At 57.2% G+C, this 16,753-nt stretch carries 17 protein-coding genes; 5 read left to right on the top strand and 12 right to left on the bottom strand.

Annotation, left to right across the window (positions count from 1 at the left end; genetic code table 11):
- Positions 1-5: 5 nt before the first annotated feature.
- The 4 genes from MY494_RS00600 to MY494_RS00585 all read right to left on the bottom strand — a co-directional run bounded on the left by MY494_RS00600 (position 6) and on the right by MY494_RS00585 (position 3,711).
- A complete protein-coding gene (locus MY494_RS00600) occupies positions 6-1,559 on the bottom strand; it encodes a TfuA-like protein (protein ID WP_247910811.1) in 1,554 nt (517 codons plus the stop codon).
- Positions 1,556-2,797 carry a YcaO-like family protein gene (locus MY494_RS00595; RefSeq protein WP_247910810.1) on the bottom strand — a complete coding sequence of 414 codons (1,242 nt, stop codon included), beginning with the start codon at positions 2,795-2,797 and terminating at the stop codon, positions 1,556-1,558. The genes MY494_RS00600 and MY494_RS00595 overlap by 4 nt, the downstream gene beginning before the upstream one ends.
- The gene (locus MY494_RS00590) at positions 2,775-2,981 is read right to left on the bottom strand and encodes a hypothetical protein (protein ID WP_247910809.1); all 207 of its coding nucleotides are present in this window, start codon (positions 2,979-2,981) and stop codon (positions 2,775-2,777) included. Before MY494_RS00590 ends, MY494_RS00595 begins: the two co-directional genes overlap by 23 nt.
- A 67-nt stretch (positions 2,982-3,048) precedes the next feature.
- On the bottom strand, positions 3,049-3,711 hold the full coding sequence (locus MY494_RS00585) for a Coq4 family protein (RefSeq protein ID WP_247910808.1): 663 nt from the start codon (positions 3,709-3,711) through the stop codon (positions 3,049-3,051).
- Between the two features lie 586 nt (positions 3,712-4,297).
- Here MY494_RS00585 and MY494_RS13245 point away from each other — a divergent pair.
- Positions 4,298-4,573 (top strand): hypothetical protein, encoded by a 276-nt coding sequence (locus MY494_RS13245; RefSeq protein WP_371820728.1) that lies wholly within the window; start codon positions 4,298-4,300, stop codon positions 4,571-4,573.
- Positions 4,574-4,749: 176 nt separating this feature from the next.
- On the opposite strand, the gene MY494_RS00580 is transcribed toward MY494_RS13245, so the two are convergent.
- Positions 4,750-5,142: a DUF2721 domain-containing protein gene (locus MY494_RS00580; protein ID WP_247910807.1), complete on the bottom strand. Its 393-nt coding sequence runs from the start codon at positions 5,140-5,142 to the stop codon at positions 4,750-4,752.
- Positions 5,143-5,242: 100 nt separating this feature from the next.
- Here MY494_RS00580 and MY494_RS00575 point away from each other — a divergent pair, with 100 nt between their 5' ends.
- Positions 5,243-5,644 carry an OsmC family protein gene (locus MY494_RS00575; RefSeq protein WP_247910806.1) on the top strand — a complete coding sequence of 134 codons (402 nt, stop codon included), beginning with the start codon at positions 5,243-5,245 and terminating at the stop codon, positions 5,642-5,644.
- Here the strand turns inward: MY494_RS00575 and MY494_RS00570 are convergent.
- Positions 5,616-6,332 (bottom strand): ecotin family protein, encoded by a 717-nt coding sequence (locus MY494_RS00570; protein WP_247910805.1) that lies wholly within the window; start codon positions 6,330-6,332, stop codon positions 5,616-5,618. The genes MY494_RS00575 and MY494_RS00570 overlap by 29 nt on opposite strands.
- Before the next feature lie 120 nt (positions 6,333-6,452).
- Between MY494_RS00570 and MY494_RS00565 the strand changes: the two genes are divergently transcribed.
- The 3 genes from MY494_RS00565 to MY494_RS00555 all read left to right on the top strand — a co-directional run bounded on the left by MY494_RS00565 (position 6,453) and on the right by MY494_RS00555 (position 9,719).
- Positions 6,453-7,982 carry a carboxypeptidase M32 gene (locus MY494_RS00565; RefSeq protein WP_247910804.1) on the top strand — a complete coding sequence of 510 codons (1,530 nt, stop codon included), beginning with the start codon at positions 6,453-6,455 and terminating at the stop codon, positions 7,980-7,982.
- Positions 7,983-8,036: 54 nt separating this feature from the next.
- Complete coding sequence (locus tag MY494_RS00560; RefSeq protein ID WP_247910803.1) at positions 8,037-9,062, top strand: LOG family protein; 1,026 nt, start codon at positions 8,037-8,039, stop codon at positions 9,060-9,062.
- Positions 9,063-9,131: 69 nt separating this feature from the next.
- A complete protein-coding gene (locus MY494_RS00555) occupies positions 9,132-9,719 on the top strand; it encodes an inorganic diphosphatase (RefSeq protein WP_247910802.1) in 588 nt (195 codons plus the stop codon).
- Positions 9,720-9,737: 18 nt separating this feature from the next.
- On the opposite strand, the gene MY494_RS00550 is transcribed toward MY494_RS00555, so the two are convergent.
- The 6 genes from MY494_RS00550 to MY494_RS00525 all read right to left on the bottom strand — a co-directional run bounded on the left by MY494_RS00550 (position 9,738) and on the right by MY494_RS00525 (position 16,724).
- Positions 9,738-11,738 (bottom strand): chloride channel protein, encoded by a 2,001-nt coding sequence (locus tag MY494_RS00550; protein WP_247910801.1) that lies wholly within the window; start codon positions 11,736-11,738, stop codon positions 9,738-9,740.
- Entirely contained in the window at positions 11,713-12,666 is a 954-nt protein-coding gene (hemC, locus tag MY494_RS00545; RefSeq protein ID WP_247910800.1) for a hydroxymethylbilane synthase, read from the bottom strand. The genes MY494_RS00550 and hemC overlap by 26 nt, the downstream gene beginning before the upstream one ends.
- 117 nt (positions 12,667-12,783) lie before the next feature.
- The gene (locus MY494_RS00540) at positions 12,784-13,188 is read right to left on the bottom strand and encodes a DUF1824 family protein (protein ID WP_247910799.1); all 405 of its coding nucleotides are present in this window, start codon (positions 13,186-13,188) and stop codon (positions 12,784-12,786) included.
- Complete coding sequence (locus tag MY494_RS00535) at positions 13,181-13,849, bottom strand: phosphatase PAP2 family protein (protein WP_247910798.1); 669 nt, start codon at positions 13,847-13,849, stop codon at positions 13,181-13,183. Before MY494_RS00535 ends, MY494_RS00540 begins: the two co-directional genes overlap by 8 nt.
- Before the next feature lie 5 nt (positions 13,850-13,854).
- Positions 13,855-15,621: a glycosyltransferase family 39 protein gene (locus MY494_RS00530; RefSeq protein ID WP_247910797.1), complete on the bottom strand. Its 1,767-nt coding sequence runs from the start codon at positions 15,619-15,621 to the stop codon at positions 13,855-13,857.
- Positions 15,622-15,623: 2 nt separating this feature from the next.
- A complete protein-coding gene (locus tag MY494_RS00525) occupies positions 15,624-16,724 on the bottom strand; it encodes a glycosyltransferase family 2 protein (RefSeq protein ID WP_247910796.1) in 1,101 nt (366 codons plus the stop codon).
- Between the last annotated feature and the right edge of the window lie 29 nt (positions 16,725-16,753).

The raw sequence follows: 16,753 nt of genomic DNA, 5'->3' as shown, positions 1-16,753 counted from the left end.
TAAACTCAAGGCAAGGCTTTGCAGGCAATATTGATAAGTTGCCACAAGTCAAGATAATAGAACTTAAGATAGTCATCTTGACTGCGTATAGGGAAGAGGTACTTAGAGGCACATTCGTTGATCTTCTTGGCCGCGGACATGATCTCAGCTTGCGACAACATGCTTTGGTAGAGCGAATGAGGTAGAAAGTCATCACATCCTTGAAGAAGCATTTCCCAGTCGTTAAGCCATTGCTTAATATCCTTTGAGTCTCGTAATCGGTGAGATAGGAGGAGTCTTGCCTGATCTCTATAGGGGATAACCAGACTAAAGAACTCTGTAACCTTGTATGCGCCTAAAACCTGTTGGACATCAAGAGTATCATCGGCTATAAGCATTGATAGAATGTAATTAGTACATTCATGCTTAAGTTCTGACAGATGAATCTGAGTGTCGTCGCTGAGTTTTGTTGTACTCTTGAGCCAAGTCTTGTATGCGTGGTTAAACTCATCAGACAAGACTGTCCGACTGAAGTCATATGAACTGCTCGAGTTCTTCTCAAAGAAGTCTTTAATTTTTAACAACCCATCGCAACATGATATCTGATCATTTTTATAAATGCTGATTTGGTTTTGACTGCTATTATTGTATTGGTCTACCACGTATGGAATCGAATTCGATCTAGTCAGCTTGTTTCGCGAGAGTCCAATAGATGGATCATGATTAGCCTCGATACGATTGGAGTCAGTCATTAACATTTCTGCCCAGACTGACTGGTAAATAAGGTTCATTTCCTCAGGATAACGTAAAAAGCAGAAGCTCGTGAAATTACTGATTGTATTTGCGTGATCCTTTTGATTTAAGGAAAGACTGATTGGTATATCCTTGGAGAGTTGTCTGGATACAAATGGCGTCCAGGATAATGTTTGAGGAGCTACATTTGATTTGAGCTCAAGATATTTTCTATCGGTAAGTAAGACCGAAAGATCACGTGACTTCTGTGATGAGAAGCCTTGAAGGATTTTTTTTGCCTCGATTGAGCCGACGTAGTTTTTGAGAATTGCCGATACTACTGGAGGAGTTCTGTATTCAAAGTTACACGCACGAATATCCTCAAGTATTTGATTATGGTGATGCTGTGCGATAAGTCCTCGGTCAACACAGCCTCGAATATGGAAGAATAAGTCAACAAATGCCATGGTAGTCGGAGTCCATCCATGAGATTCAGGATGATGCAAAAGAGCGACATCAGAATCATCTCTTAAATCATTACAGAAATATTGATAGACTTTTCCAAATCCAATCATCCCGAAGTCGCTTAGCTCAGCGGCACGTAAAGCACCAATACTTGAAACTCCAATGACACGCTTTTTATTCTCGATTGCAAAGAGTATTTCTTTATGCCAAGGAGCTGGGATAGTCTTGTATAGTCCATCTGCAATAATGATGGATGAGATTTCATCATTATGAATATCAGCAAATAAGTCTGCCTGCTTACATGGACCGCGAACTATAAGTCCGCTTAAAAGCTCTTGATCTACGTTGGAGAGGCTTGGGCCTGCATAAAGAACTGTTTTCACAAGCCTGCCGCCGGTGAGTGTTTATCCATATGGAAAGGTGCAGTGGGTGTGACCAGATTGTTAGCAAGAATGCTCATGTGCTGATATCCAGGTACCAAGTAGCCATGAAGACCTTCAGAAACAAGGCGTACAACATGAACGTGATCGTCTTGCTGTGGATAACGAAACAAATAAAGTGGCTTGTGATGAATAGTCTTCAATTGATCAACAAGCTCTCTCGAGGTGAGACTTGTACTCACATCGATATTTCGAAGACCTGCCTCCTCTATAACTCTGTTAGTACTCGTCAGCTCTGGATAACCGTAAAGGTATAGTTCTTTATTCATGTCCTCTCTTGCTCCAGAGATCTCAATCAGTCGAGCTTGATTTGCCTCCGTTATTGCACGAGTAGCGGCAGTGACTCCATTTGAGTGGGTACCGTAGCCCACCCACCTTCGGTCATCACAAAAGAGAATACATTTGTATGTAGGAAACTGTGCAAAGATTGTATTATCGTAAAGGTCGACTTTGATAGAAGTATTGTAAGCCTTTAGTTTCTGGTACAGCTGTGATAAGACGGAGTTCTCAATGCTCTCATCACCAACCTTTTTCTTCTTATCGGTATGCATTAACTCGTTGATCGTGATGCTATGGCGCTCTACGATTTCATAGAGAGCAGACCGTATTGCGTCATCTTCAGATGCACCAGAGGCTAACCCATTTGATGATCGATAGAATGGTGTTCGACAGCCTGAATCGGTGAGTTCTCTAAAGTCAAGGCTCACACTTTCAAATGGTATGAAGACCTTTTGATTGTTTACAAGATCTGTGGATAGGACCCAACGTTGGTTAGACGAGTAGTCATAATCAAGTGTTGTTATAGACATTTGCTTCGGATCAGACGCCATAGTGCCTAACTGATCCTGTGGCGCGACAAGATCAGGTCCAATATTTTCAGCACTATGACACTCAAAGCTTTCCATTATTGCAGAGATAAAAGCCTGATTCTGGTGAACTCCTTTCCCAGCACTCTGAGACATCACTTTCGAGTTAGGTCTATATGCGATCGCAACACCTAGATCTTCTCGAGAAAATCCAGAAATACTCGAGACTCTAGTGACGTCAAAAAGATTTTTGATAGAAAGAATCTGATGCAGGAATCCGTTATCGGTTTCGGATAACCTCGTCTCAAGCATAAAAAAAGCCCTCGAATGAGGGCCTGTACTTTTTAAGTAATCAGAACAGAGCAGCCACGCCAACTCCGACTGCAACCCACCCACAAGTATCACCACCAGCAGCTTGCTTCAGGTCGACACCTCGAGCTTTGATCGCTTCGTGAAGGTGCTCCTTGGTGAAGCTCTTGCGGGCCTCGTCAATCAACTGGGGAGAGGGGCCATCCTTTTTGATGGCATCAATGAAAGCATTTGCCTTTTCAACTGACATTTGCAGAGTCTGCGTTGCTTTTACAAGATAGCCAGCACAGGCAACGCATCAGCAATTGATGTATATCTTAATGATCAATACTCCAAGGACGGCCCACTGACACGTGAATATGGAGTTGGTTTCTGACTTGATCTAAGTCCTCAGAAAGAAACTCCTCAAGCCTGCGTAACGCACAAAAATCAGCAGCCTTTAAACCAGCTTCTAAGCCAGCTGCAAGAGCATACATCTGTGTATGTGAGGCCTCATCAGGAGAGCAAATATGTTTTCCTATATCTCTAAAGCAATAGAGGGCTGAGAGAGGCAAGAGCGACTGAGCAACATAGAATGCTTGTAGTGCTGTTTCTCCAACAGGAGAAGTATTAAAACCGGTCAATACATGTAATATGTCATGTGTGTGCTTAATCCTAAGTTCAATGTATTTTTCATTGCAGACCGGCTGTTCAAGTGGGAATCTGGTGGGTGCCGGCACACCATGGATGTCATCTTGGTCGCGCACCATATTCATTAGATGAATACAGAGGTGAAAACCAAGGGTGTTTTGATCCATGAATAAGAGATCAGGAATTGAGTACTTGATTGGACTCCATTGCTCTTGAATATCGGAAGCGATAAAGTCCCAAATATGCTTTAGATCAAGATCTCCCGACCTCATAAGATACAGTGCGTGCTTTCGTATCTCTGGAAATATCTCCTGTTCCCTAAAGAAATCACCGATTTGAAGCATCGTCATGATTTGAACCTAAAGTCGTGTAGTTACTTACAAATATGGAGAGGTTGACTTGTTTGACTTTCAAGCATATTTTCAAGGCACATCAGAGGTGTCATACCTTGCACCATTGGATGCAAGCTCATGCCTGGTGACATTAGAAGCAATCAAAGAGCTTCAGGTATGTCGGCATTTCAAAGATAGTCGACAGTTTCATTCCTTTCTGGTTTCCACCAATTTTTTTTCAACCAGTGAAATATTATGTAACCTCAGGTACCCTACGCTCAACGCTTCTATTCCGCTAAGCAATACATCTTATTTAGGCTTTCACGATTGCTTCTTCGGCGTGAAGCCAACTTCTGACGATTACTTGCATACAGCCCTAGAGCTTGCAAATACTATTAAGGGTCAGTCGTGCATTTCGAATCCCGAGACTAATCAGGAGATCTTTTCCCCATACCTTTACTTCAAAGCCTATATAAGAAGGCACATATCTCTTCATTCACATTTGGCTCCTTTTCTAGAGAGAATCGAGATCGGACCCCCAGTAGATGTCCTGACATATGTCCACGGTGATTATTTAGTTCAGAATACAATCAAAGGAGATAATATGATGCTTCAGCTTTATGACTGGGAATATTGTGGCATATCTCCGGTCTACTTTGATTTGGGATGGATTGTCGCAGTTTCAGCGTTCATGGGAAAGCCTCTACCCACCTCATATTTATCCGCTCATGAGAATGTCTACTACTTTACTTTATTCGGATTACTACGCTTAGCAAGTCGACTTCTAGATACAAGCAAGCATTTTGAGAACAGGGATGAGCATATTCTGCGCATCACCTGCCTTATCAGTTCTCTCGAGGATCGGAAGGACCGGATGTAGTTTTTGACACCTAAAAATCTTTGAGTTTTAGTGCATTTGCCACATCACACTCAGAAACTGTCTTGTTCGGGCCTCATCTGATTAAATGGTTGATCTTATCGAGCGCGAAGACTTTTTCGTTGCAGCATGCATGTATATTTCTATGTCTAAGCAGCGAAAAGCATGGTAGCTGCCAACTAAAATCGACGAAGGATCAGACGCGCTGAGACGCGTGCATCCAAAAGCAAGGTCAATAGTCCAACGATCAGCGAAGCCATCGCTACAACAAATAGCGGCACGACAATCGCCGTCAGGTCGATGACGGCGATTGTGCTAATGAAGGTAACCGCGACCACGGTCGCAACGAGAACACCTGTTGCAGTTACCGCTTCACTGGCACGGGTGAGCAAGGTCATTCGCCGTTTGAGTAAGGCCAAATCCATGGCCTCATCCGTGACGCTCTGCAGCCGCTGGGCACGGTCCAGCACCCTTCCCAAACGATTACTAATCACACCCAATAGACCCGCAATGCCTGTCATCAAAAAGACAGGCGCAACCGATAGCTGTATGGCCTTGGCCAAGCCGAGCATCGGTGAGGAAGCTGCGGGACCCATCAGAAGAAACATTGACAGATCTACCTAAGCGAAGCGAGACAAAACTGCCAACCTGGCGGCAACCACTCGGCGCCCCGTGACCCAGATCAACAGCAGCTACAGCGGGGACCTCCGTTGTGCCTCATTGCACGCGCCATCGGGCTCCGCCCTGGAAACCGATGCTCCAAGCGACAACCAAGGCAAGGGCGAGCGCTTCTCACCAACCGACCTGGTGGCGACAGCTCTGAGCACCTGCATCCTGACGATCATGGGCATCGTCGCCGAACGCCACGACTGGGATCTCAAGGGATGTACCGCCCGGGTCGAGAAAGTCATGACCAGCGAGGCCCCGCGCAAGATCGCCCAACTCGAGGTCTGGATCGAACTACCGGCCCACCTCGATGAGAAGGCCCGAAAGGTCCTGCGCAAAGCCGCTGAAAACTGCCCGGTCAAATTGAGTCTTGAAGGGGCTATGGCGATGCAGCTCCACTGGAGCTGAGACGCGTTTGCAGTGAACGAATGTTGATCCAGGGTCCAGGGCTGCTGCCGCCCTGGCGGCGCCACTGCAACGTCCAGCCCTCGGGCAGATCGATCACCGTGGCGCGACCGCTCCAGGGGATCTGAGCGGGCTTCCCAGACATCCACACCAGCCGCTCGTACCTGGTTGCATCAGGGCAGGCCCTCAACGTGCTGATGAGGCCACCGCTCTGGAAACTCCAAAACTGATAGCGCTCCGAGCGAACAGAGCTCACCGGTTTGAAAGCGCCAGCAAACGCCAATCCGTTGCAGTCAGACAGCAGCGTCTGGCCGACCCGCACCTCGATAGAACCGAGGGCGACCTTTTTGCCTTGATCCCAGCGGGGATCAATCAAAAACCGCTGCGCTCCGGTTTCGAGAGGGAGCAGCCTGTCCAAGCTGCCCGAGATCAAAAGCGAGGCAAATTTCCCCAGGTCTGAGCCGCTTGGGTGCGGACGCGGAACAGGGCGCGGCCAGCTTGATCCGACTCCTGGACACGGAAAGCCAGGGATATCAATCCTGAGGCAGCGCTGCCCCAACTGGCCTAGGGCCTTGAAGAGCGTTGGGGACGAAGGGGCTGTTTCACCGGCTAAGGCGGCCGAGCCGAGCAGGGCGGAAGACAAGCAAAGGCATGCGGCCAGGGCGTTACGAAGCAGGTTTGGGGCTGACATGGCTCGGGCTGACGCTCCCTTCAGCCTCGGGGCTGCGCCAAGCAACGGGCATGAGCGAGATCAAGCCCGGCCGTGATCCCTGTCACACGCCTAGGGTCGCGCCCAGAGCCGGGCAATCCCTTGAGCGCAGGACAGGCATACGCACAGCTTCGCGACCACCTGCACACCACCCAATTGCTCGGAGGGATTCAGAGCACGCTCTACTTCGACCAGAACACCGCCATGCCGCCGGGATCGGCCCACTGGCGCGGCGAGCAACTGGCCCTGCTGGCCCTGCAATTGCACGAGCGGCAGACCTCAACGGAATACGCGGACCTGCTGGCCAGCGCCGAGGCCGAAGCAGGAGCCCAGGCCAGTCACGAGCAGCAGCGCAACCTCCAACTGCTGCGCCAGCAATGGGAGCGGCAGTCCCGCCTGGATCCTGCCCTGGTGGGGCAACTCGCCCAGGCCCAGGCCCAGGGCTACGCCCTTTGGCAGGAGGCCAAGCGCGACAACGCCTTCGCCCGCTTTGCCCCGGCCCTCCAAAACCTGATTGATCTGCGGCTCGAACAGGCACGCCAACTGGCTCCGGCCGAACGGGATGCCTCAGGCCAGGAACGAAGCCCCTGGGAAATCCTGGCCCAACCCTTTGAACCAGACATCAGCAAAGAGGCGCTCAACCGCTGGCTGCTTCCCCTGCGCAGCGAACTACCGCCCTTGCTCGAGCAAGCCCAGGCGCTCCCCAAGGGCAGCGCTGAGCGCTGGGATCTCAGCGAGCAAGTCCAGGAGACCCTCTGCGATCAACTGCTGCAGGAGTGGGGGTACAACCCGAAGCGCTGCCGCCGGGCCCGCTCACCCCACCCGTTCTCCAGCACCCTGGGTCCGGATGACTTCCGGATCACCAGCCGCGTGGTCGAGGGCCAACCCTTCTCGGCCTTCCTCGCCACCGCCCATGAATGGGGTCACAGCCTCTACGAACAGGGGCTCCCTCGAACGGGGGATCACTGGTTCCCCTGGCCCTTGGGTGAAGCCACCTCCATGGGCGTTCACGAAAGCCAGAGCCTCTTCTACGAAAACCGGCTGGCCCGCAGCCAAGCCCTAGCCAACCGCTGGCATCCACGCTTCGCGGCAGCCCTTGGCAACGATGTCTGGGGAAGCCCGAAGGCCTTCTGGCGCGACCTCAACCCCATCGCACCGGGATTAACCCGCGTTGAAGCCGATGAGGTGAGCTACGGCCTGCATGTACTGCTGCGCTATGAGCTGGAGCTAGCGCTACTGGAGGGAGGCATGCCCGTCGAGGAGCTCCCCAGTGCTTGGAACACAGGCATGAAAGAACTCCTCGGCATCGAACCCAACACGGATCGAGAGGGCTGCCTGCAAGACGTGCACTGGAGCGAGGGGCTCTTTGGCTACTTCCCCTCCTATGCCCTTGGCCACCTCATCAGCGCTCAAATCAGCGAGACAATCGAAGCCCAACTCGGTCCAATCGAAGCACTACTGGAGTCAGGCGAGGACGCCGCCCTGGGCCAGTGGCTTCAACAGCAGATCTATCCACTGGGACGCAGCGTGAACGCCATGGAACTGGTGGAGCAGATCACCGGCAGACCCCTGGGCCATCACCCCTTCATCCGCTACCTGCAAGGGAAGCTCGAGCGACTGGGCGCGGACTAGCCGCTCCGTGAAGAAACGGCACAAAGGTGTGCAAACGCTGACCATCGCGCTGTGATGTGCCTGCGCGAGAAGAAAGAAGTGGCCAATCAATTCCCCCGCAAGGCGAGTTTCGATCTGACGACCAGGGATCGGGCACGGAGCGTCAATAGCCCAGCGCTGAACTCTTCAGCAGCTCCCCACACCAGGCGCAGTGAAGACGAGCGCTTGGTTAGTGAAAACCTCAATCAGATCTTGCAGTCCTCCAGCTATCAGCTGGCCCATTCCGATGAAGACCTCCTGTGCAGCGCCGAGATGCGCGGTGTACGGATGCTCCTTGAAATCAGCAAGCCGCAGCAAATCCTCGACGCCGAAGGCATTGATTCCACCATCATCATTTTCGGTGGTGTGAACATCATTGAGCGCAGCGCTGCCGAGCAGCGGCTCGCCGCCGCAGAAGCTGAGCTCGCCCGCGACCCCGATAGCCCTGCCTTGCAGCGACAACGCAAACGCAGCCAAACCCAACTCGAGTTTTCGCGCTACTACGACGAGGCCAGAGAGTTCACTCGGCTGGTCTCAGCGGATCAGCAGGCCGGGCACCACAACCACGTCATCGTCACGGGAGGGGGGCCGGGAATCATGGAAGCCGCGAACCGCGGCGCCTTTGATGCAGGGGGACGCTCAATCGGTCTGAGCATCAAGCTCCCCGGAGAACCTGAACCCAACCCATACATCAGCCCCGAGCTCTGCTTCCAGTTCAATTACTTCGCCCTGCGCAAATTCCACTTCGTCAAACGCTCCAGCGCTGCCGTCCTCTTCCCCGGTGGCTTCGGCACCCTCGATGAACTCTTTGAGGTGCTCACGCTGCGTCAGACGGCGATCAAGCGTCAAATGCCGGTGATCCTCTTTGGCAAAGCCTTCTGGCAAAGGCTGATTGATTTCGACTACCTAGCGGACTGTGGCCTGATCCGCGAAGAGCACCTGGAGCTCTTCCAATTCACCGATTCAGCGGAAGAGGCCTGGTCCTGGATTCAGGCCTTTGAAGCCAAGCGGGATCAAGACCAGGCAGAGCTTGACCAGGACTCTGAAGCTCTGGCGGCCTAATCAGCCCGGCCATCAAGGCTGTTCCGGGAACTCCGTAGGATGCCGCCCATCTTTAGGCCCGCTGCCCTGATGGCGAACATCGACCACGCCCCAAGCCGCACGATGCTCAACCTGCTGCATGTGCTGCCGGCCTTTGCCGATGAAGCGGAGCTGCGGCTGAACACCATCGTGGAGCTCAACAGCAACACGATTAATAAGTATGAGCTGATCACCGAAACCGGTCACCTCAAGCTGGATCGCGTGGGCTATTCCTCCCTGGCCTATCCCTTCGCCTACGGCACCATCCCCCGCACCTGGGATGAGGATGGTGATCCCCTCGACATCGAGATCGTGGGCGTGACCGAGCCCCTGGTGCCTGGCTCCTTGGTGGAAGCCCGGATCATCGGCATCATGAAATTCGACGACGGCGGCGAAGTCGACGACAAGGTCATTGCCGTGCTGGCCGATGACAAGCGCATGGACCACATCACCAGCTACACCCAACTGGGTGACCACTGGCTGAAGGAAACCCAGTACTACTGGGAGCACTACAAGGACCTCAAGAAGCCCGGCACCTGCCGCGTCAACGGTTTCTTCGACTGCGCTGAAGCCGTAAAGATCGTCAAGGAGTGCGAGGCCCGCTACATGGAAGTCATCGCCCCCAAACTGGTCAACTGAGCTCTGGCCCTGATGGCATCAAGGCCCCCAGTCGGGGGCCTTTTTCATGGCTTGGGCACGGGCCACGGCACGCGCCATCCCATCGCGACTCGCAAGCCCCTGCAAAGCCTTCACCGGCAATCCGCTGTTGGGCAGAGCACTGGGGAGATGGGGCAGGTCAGGCAGGCTGAGATCAAAGACCGGCAGTTGACGCAGGCCGTTGGGGCGGAGCTGATCTTCCAGCTGGGCAAGGTTCGCTGACGCAGGAAGCCACAGCAAATCGGAGCGACGGCACTCCGCCAGGGTGACCGCAGGCCCCAACCCCGTCAGCGCGCGCTGCAAATCCGCCAGGGTCACCAGCCCAACGACCCAGTTCTCCTGCGCGACCATCAAGCAGTGGCCATGGGCCGAAAGCAGTTGCTGCAGAGCCGACTGGGCTGACTCCGCAGCATTGAGGACCAACGGGGCCTCCGGCTCAAAGGCTTCAAGCACCGGCAGGGCCGCCAGGGCATGACGACGCTGGTCCTCCAGTCGATCCGGTCCCAGTAATCCAGGGTCAGCCAAGCCCTGCCAACGCTCCACCAGGGCCGCACTCAGGCCGGCTGCCGCCATCAACGGCAAGACGATGCGAATGTCCCGGGTCAGCTCAAACAGCAGCAACAGGGCGGTGAGCGGAGCACGGGCACTTCCGGCGAGCACCGCGGCCATCCCAACCATGGCGTAGGCCGGAGGTTCCGCCACCGGTAGACCAAAGCCGCTGTCCCCAAGCAATTGGCCGTAGACATTGCCCAACACAGCCCCGGCAAAGAGCGACGGCGCAAAACCGCCACCCACAAATCCCGTGGCACTGCTCAAAGCGGTGGCCAAGAGCTTCACCAGCAAGAGTCCCACCAGAGTCAGCAGGGCAATCCCGCCGCCACTGCCCAGCAGGGCCTCGATCGTGTCGTAGCCAACCCCCAGCACCTGAGGGAAACCCAGGGCCATCAGACCGATGGCCAAGCCTCCCAACCCTGGCAACAGCCATGAGGGCAGCCGTCCCAATAGCCGCTGGGCAGCTGGACTCCGGCCAGCCGCCAGCAGGCGCAACAGAGCCAGGGAAACCCCGCTGGCCAAGAGGCCCAGTCCGAGATACAGGGGTAACTCCAGGGGGGAGCGCACCTCGTAGGCCGGGAGCCGAAAGATCGGATCACTGCCCAGGCACAACTGGGTCACCAGGGCGGAGGCCACCGCCGCCACCAGCACCGCGCGAATGCTGGGACGACCGGGAATGGTGCTGTAGCTCCCTTCAAAAGCGAAAAAAACGCCAGCGATGGGCGCCTTGAAGCCCGCGGCGAGTCCGGCGGCGACGCCAGCGGCGACCAAGGCCTTCTGTGACTCGGGGGGCAGGCCCCCGCGCATCCCCAGCCAGAGACCAATGTTTCCGCCGCTCTCCACGCTGGGGCCCTCAGGGCCCAGAGAAGCGCCACTGCCAAGGCTCAACGAGGCCCCAAGCAACCGCTGAAACGGCAGCTTGGGCTTGGCCTGAACAGCTCCATCGGCCATGGCCATCAAGCTGGGCAGGCCAGGGCCGAGATCCTTCGACCAGAGCCTCAGCACGCCAACCCCCAATCCACCGAGGACCGGCATCAGCACCACGGGCCAAGAGGCCAACCACAGAGGGAGGTCTCCAGCCAGAGCCGGGGCAGGGTCCGGAGGCAGTGGAGCCTGGTCAGGCAAAAAACCCACCCCCCCCAGGCCGATCTGCAGCAGCGCCCGCAGCGGTGTACCGCTGTCCACAGGCAAGGGTTCGGCAGGAAGAACCGGAGGCTGCGGCTGAACCTGGCCCACCAGAGCGAGGGCCCAGGACACGGCGGGACCAAACAAACCGTTGTTGATCAGACCGAGAAGCTCATGGAAGCCGACAACGGCCAATCCGGTCAGGCCCCCAACGAGGGCGGCCCATGCCAACAGGCTCCACTGAAAGGGAAGGGGCCGAGCCTCATCCAGCTCGGGCAGGGCCCCTTCCGGAAGGGTGTCAGGCCTCGGGCCGAACGGTTGCAAAGATCTCCTCCAGGATCTCTCCTGCTCCCTGGGCCTTCAGTTTGTGGGCCAAGTCAATCCCAAGGGCTTCGGGGTTGGTTTGATCACCCTGGACCTGATCACGAATCAGACGCTTGCCATCGAGGCTGGCGACCATGCCGGTCACCACCAGCTGGTCACCCTCAAAACGGGTATTGACGCCGATGGGCACCTGACAACCACCCTCGAGTTCGCGAAGGAAGGCGCGCTCGGCGAGACAGCGACGGGCGGTGGGAACGTGCTCCAGAACCTTGATCTGCTCCAGCACCTTGGTGTCGCCATCGCGGCACTCAATCCCCAGGGCCCCTTGACCGACGGCATGGAGAGAGATGGAGGGATCGATCAGTTCATGGATCCGATCCCCCAAGCCCAGGCGGCCGAGCCCGGCAGCGGCCAGGATCAGGCAATCGAACTCGCCGGAATCGAGCTTCTCCAGGCGAGTGATCACATTGCCGCGCACATCCTTGAAGGTGAGGTGCGGGTAGTGGTGACGCAGCTGGGCCAAACGGCGAAGGGAGCTGGTGCCCACCACGGCCCCCTCAGGAAGGGTCGCAAGGGTCTTGTCCTTGTGCTTCTCGTGCACCACCAAGGCATCGGCAGGATCTTCCCGCTCGGTGATGCAGCCCAACATCAGGCCTTCGGGAAGGTTCGTAGGGAGATCCTTCAGGCTGTGGACGGCGATGTCAGCGCGGTCCACCAGCATCTGAGCCTCGAGCTCCTTGGTGAACAAACCCTTATCACCAATCTTGGCCAGGGCCACGTCAAGGATCTTGTCGCCCTGGGTGGCCATCGCTTCGATGGTGATCTCCAGACCGTCGTGGGCCTTAGCCAGCTCGTCACGCACCCAATGGGTCTGGACCATGGCCAGCTGGCTGCGGCGGGAGGCAATGCGCAGTTGGGAACCAGCCATCGGAATGCATCAAGGCAGCAAAAAGCCGCCGAATCACAGCCGATAAGCCTAAGGAGTGGAGTGCCCATCCCGGCCAAAGGCCTAGTAAGTCTTGATCAGTCGTCGCGTGCGCCCAGCTCAGCCGATCAGACCTAAGGGAAGAGGACCCCAGGTGTCTTCGGTGCTGGGATCCTCAGGGTTGTGGCCGGTGATGAGCAGGCCTTCGCCGAGGCCGGTCTCGCGGCGCACCAGGAACCGCCCGGTGTTCTGGTTGGCCTTGAGGAAGACGGGTCCCTCAATGGAGGCCAGCTCTTCGCAAGCGGGATCCAGTTCCAGGGCCTCCCAGGAGAGCCGCGCCTCCAGAGCCCGCAGGCTTGCGACGGCGACGGCGGCAGAGGGGGCCATGACGCCAACGGTGAACCACTCGCAAGTGGCCAGCGCAGCCATCAGCTGTTCGGACAGCTGGCCCTGCTCAGCCGCGGACAACGTTGGGGCTGAACGCAGTCCCTTCAGCGAAGCCAGCAGCGAGGGGACGTCAGCCATGGGAAGAGGAAGGATTGGAATGGTGCCGCTCCCAGACGGTGAACCCCGCGAGGCAGAAGCTGAGCCACACATAACCGACGGCCGCCCCCGCCAGGATGTCGCTTGGCCAGTGGGCTCGGCAGTAGAGCGTGCTCAGCCAGACCAGCGCCACCCAGAGGCTTGAGAGGACAAAAAGAGGCCTGCGCAGCCGCGGATAGTGGGCGGCCAGCAGGGTGCAGCTCATGAAATAAAAGACCACCGAGCCAGCAGCATGGCCACTGGGGAAGCTGCGGCCACTCAGCTCCAGCAGGCTGGCGTCGGGCCGCGGTCGATCAAACCAGGGCTTCAGAAGACGGTCAACGATCACCAAGATCCCCCCGGTTCCCGCCACCAGGCAAACCAAATCAGGCCAAAACCGCTTGAAGGCCAGAAAGCTGAGGACGGCCAACACCAGCACGGCGGTCACGTGAACACCGCTGGCTTGATAGACCACGAGCAACAGCTGACCTAACCACTCCGGGATCTGCTGATGCAGCCCATCGAGCAGGGCCCGATCCCATGCGTCCGGAGCATTGACCTTGAGGCTGGGACCCGCCACCAGCAGCACCACCGCGATGGCCAGAGCAATGAAGAGGCGCCGCCGGCCGAGAACGTGCAGCCACTCGCGAACAAGAGGAGGCATGGCGATCAAGGTCTTTCGCTCAACTGTTCGAGGGTGCTGCGGTCCAGTCTGATCAAGCGGTGGGCATCCAAACGACCGAGCAGTTCCGCATCACCCGGTCCCACGCCAAGGTCCAAGAGCTCCCGATCGGACCCCAAGACCAAAACCGATCCAGCAGCGCTGGCTTGCGCCTCCAGCTGCTCTCGAGCGGAGCGGGCATCGTGCACGAACAGCACAGGCCGTCCGCTGTAGAAGACCACGCTGTAGCGCTTGTAGCCCGCCACCAACAGCGGCTCTCCGGGCTCCGCCGCAGCGGCGGCCTGACGTGCCAAGACCCGAATGGGCAAGAGCCGCTCGCGGTCCATTAAGGGCGCCAAGACTGGAATCACCAGGGCCAACACCGCCGCGAAGCCAGCAGCATTGGGCAGCCACAACCAACGCAGTGCCTCCGGGTTCGCGGCCCGCAGCAAGACGATCAAGCCAGCGCAGGCGGCGGCAAGCGGCAGGGCCAGAAGCCAGGGCAAACCCGAGCGCGCGATCGCATCGGCAAAGCCGGGATAGGAGGGGTCCACCTCGATCAGGCGTGGGGCGAGCACCGCCGCCAACGCCATCGCTCCAAGCAACAGAGCGTTGAACCAGCCGCTGCCGCGCTGCAGGCGATCCAGCCAGACCGGGCGGGGGGGACGCGCCGAAAGGGGGGCAAAGAACAGTCCCACCAGCAGAGCCACACCGGGAACAACCGGAAGGATGTAGCCAGGCAACTTGGTAGCGGCCGCCGAGAAGAAGGCGACGACAACGACCAGCCAAATCAGCGCCAATTGCGCCAGGGCCGTTCCCGCATCAGCGCGGTGCCAGCGCTGGGGGGCCCAGAGCTGCAGATCGAGAATCGCCGCGGGGAGATACAGCGACCAGGGCAGCGCCAAGAGCAGCAACCAGGGCAAATAGAACCAAGGGGGACCGGGGTGGGCGTAGATGACGGAGGTGAAGCGCTCCAGGTTGCTGAAACCGATGAAGCGCGCCAGGAAGTCGAAGCCGTTCGCCTGGGTCGCGGCCGCGTACCAAGGCAGGGTGACGCCGATGAAGAGGGACAGCAGCGGCAGCCAGGGGGTCTGCCGGACCTCAGGCCAGAGATCACGACGCAACAGCAGAAAGCCAATGATCACGAGGCCGGGCAAAAGCAACCCCACGGGTCCCTTCGCCAGCACCGCGATCCCGCAGAAGAGCGCCAGGGCGACATGTCCGAGCTGGCGCAGCCAAGGCCGGTCCCGGCGCAAATAGGCCAGCGCGAAACCAAGCAAGGCCAGGCTGATCCCACTGGCCAAAAACATGTCGGTGACCGACGAGCGGCCCCAGCCCACCCAACCTGGGGTCAAGGCCAAGAGGCCGCTGCAGAGGGTGGCCCGTCCAAGCCGGTCACTGACGGACTCCTGGGCAGGCGCGAGGGCGAGCAGTAGGCCAAAGAGCGCAAAGACCACGGCTGTGGCCGCAAGGGCAGCCGGCAAACGGGCCGCCCATTCACTGATGCCGAACAGCTGGAAGCTGAGGCCCACCATCCAGTAGCCCCAAACGGGGTAGTCAAAAAAGGGCTCGCCGTTCCAGCGGGGGGTGACCCAGTCACCGCTCAGCTCCATCTGGCGCGGCACCTCGACAAAGAGCCCTTCGGTCTTATCGAGCAGACCCAAGCTGCCCAGCTGGTTAAAAAAGGCCAGCAGGCAAAGGCCCAAGAGGGCCGCCAAGGCTGCACCGAGGGCGCGAGAGGGGTTGGCATCCAGCCAGGTTCTAAGCCGCTGCATCACTAGTTGGGGGTGTTCCAGACGAAGCGGCTGCTGGCGGCGTAGTTCCAGACGAAGACCACAACGATGCCGGCCAACTGCGCCCAAAAGGCATTTGGTGCAACAAGGCTGTAGTAGGCCGAAGCCAAGCCCACATTCGCCATCACCGGCAGGGATGCCACAAGGAGGAACTTCAGCAGACCGCGAACCAGCAAAACGCCCTTCAAGCGAGCGAAGCGGAAGGTCAGGGCGTTGTTAATCAGGTAGTTAGAACTGGCGGCCGAGATCACGCCGATCGGCAGAGCCTGCTCAAAGCCCAACCCCCAGAGGGCCATGAAGAGCTGGGTAATCAGTAACTGCACCAGGACACCGCTGATCCCCACCAAACCAAAGCTGATGGCGCGTCTGGGCAACAGGCGGAAGCTCAGGGTATGGAGGATCGAGATCAAAAAGTCCCAAAAGATGGCCAGATCCAACTTGGAGCTGCCGTAGGTGCGGGGTTGAAAGGTCAGGGGCACCTCCGCGGTGCTCAAGCGGCCACGGCTGACGGCCAGGAGTTCGTAGAGGAACTTGAAACCGTTGACATCCACACCCCGGATCAAAGGAAGCAGGGGCTCAAGGCGGAGGGCAAAGAAGCCGCTCATGTAATCCGTGAGATGGGCGTAGCGCTTCGGCAAGCTGAAGCGGGCACTGGCATTCGCCCAGGTAGATCCCGTCTCTCGGCGGTCACTCAGCCCGAGGATCTGGGCCTCCGGATGGAAGCGGCTACCGATGACCAGATCCGAGCCCCCGGCTTCCAGGGTTTCGATCGCCCGGCGAACCGAACCCGGCTCATGCTGGCCATCGCTGTCCATCACCAGCACCAAATCACCGGTGGCATCCAGCAGACCTTCCTTAATGGCGCTGGCTAAGCCAGAGCGGCCGACCCGACGAATCAGACGAAGCCGCGGCTCGTTGTGGGCAAGCTGACGCACCAGCTCGGCGGTTCCATCGGCCGAGTCGTCATCCACCACCAGCAGTTCCAAGTCCCACTGCTCACCTAGGGGAAGCAGCTGGGCCAGGAGCGGCTCGATATTGCCCCGTTCGTTGTACGTGGGCAGAACAATCGAGACCCGCAAGCCCATGAAATCCTCAAGACAAAGCCGGCGAGAGA

The organism is Synechococcus sp. A10-1-5-1 (genome assembly GCF_023115425.1).
Taxonomy (GTDB): Bacteria; Cyanobacteriota; Cyanobacteriia; order PCC-6307; family Cyanobiaceae; genus Vulcanococcus.
Note: the sequence above shows the minus strand (reverse complement) of the source record. Positions and strands in the feature narration are given on the sequence as shown.

Bases quoted from the DNA above. Each gene is read 5' to 3' on its own strand.
- MY494_RS00590 (WP_247910809.1), bottom strand. From the start codon at position 2,981: ATGTCAGTTGAAAAGGCAAATGCTTTCATTGATGCCATCAAAAAGGAT.
- MY494_RS00585 (WP_247910808.1), bottom strand. From the start codon at position 3,711: ATGACGATGCTTCAAATCGGTGATTTCTTTAGGGAACAGGAGATATTT.
- MY494_RS00570 (WP_247910805.1), bottom strand. From the start codon at position 6,332: ATGTCAGCCCCAAACCTGCTTCGTAACGCCCTGGCCGCATGCCTTTGC.
- MY494_RS00535 (WP_247910798.1), bottom strand. From the start codon at position 13,849: ATGCCTCCTCTTGTTCGCGAGTGGCTGCACGTTCTCGGCCGGCGGCGC.
- MY494_RS00580 (WP_247910807.1), bottom strand. From the start codon at position 5,142: ATGCTCGGCTTGGCCAAGGCCATACAGCTATCGGTTGCGCCTGTCTTT.
- hemC (WP_247910800.1), bottom strand. From the start codon at position 12,666: ATGGCTGGTTCCCAACTGCGCATTGCCTCCCGCCGCAGCCAGCTGGCC.
- MY494_RS13245 (WP_371820728.1), top strand. From the start codon at position 4,298: ATGATGCTTCAGCTTTATGACTGGGAATATTGTGGCATATCTCCGGTC.
- MY494_RS00540 (WP_247910799.1), bottom strand. From the start codon at position 13,188: ATGGCTGACGTCCCCTCGCTGCTGGCTTCGCTGAAGGGACTGCGTTCA.
- MY494_RS00560 (WP_247910803.1), top strand. From the start codon at position 8,037: ATGTGCCTGCGCGAGAAGAAAGAAGTGGCCAATCAATTCCCCCGCAAG.
- MY494_RS00555 (WP_247910802.1), top strand. From the start codon at position 9,132: ATGGCGAACATCGACCACGCCCCAAGCCGCACGATGCTCAACCTGCTG.
- MY494_RS00530 (WP_247910797.1), bottom strand. From the start codon at position 15,621: ATGCAGCGGCTTAGAACCTGGCTGGATGCCAACCCCTCTCGCGCCCTC.
- MY494_RS00525 (WP_247910796.1), bottom strand. From the start codon at position 16,724: ATGGGCTTGCGGGTCTCGATTGTTCTGCCCACGTACAACGAACGGGGC.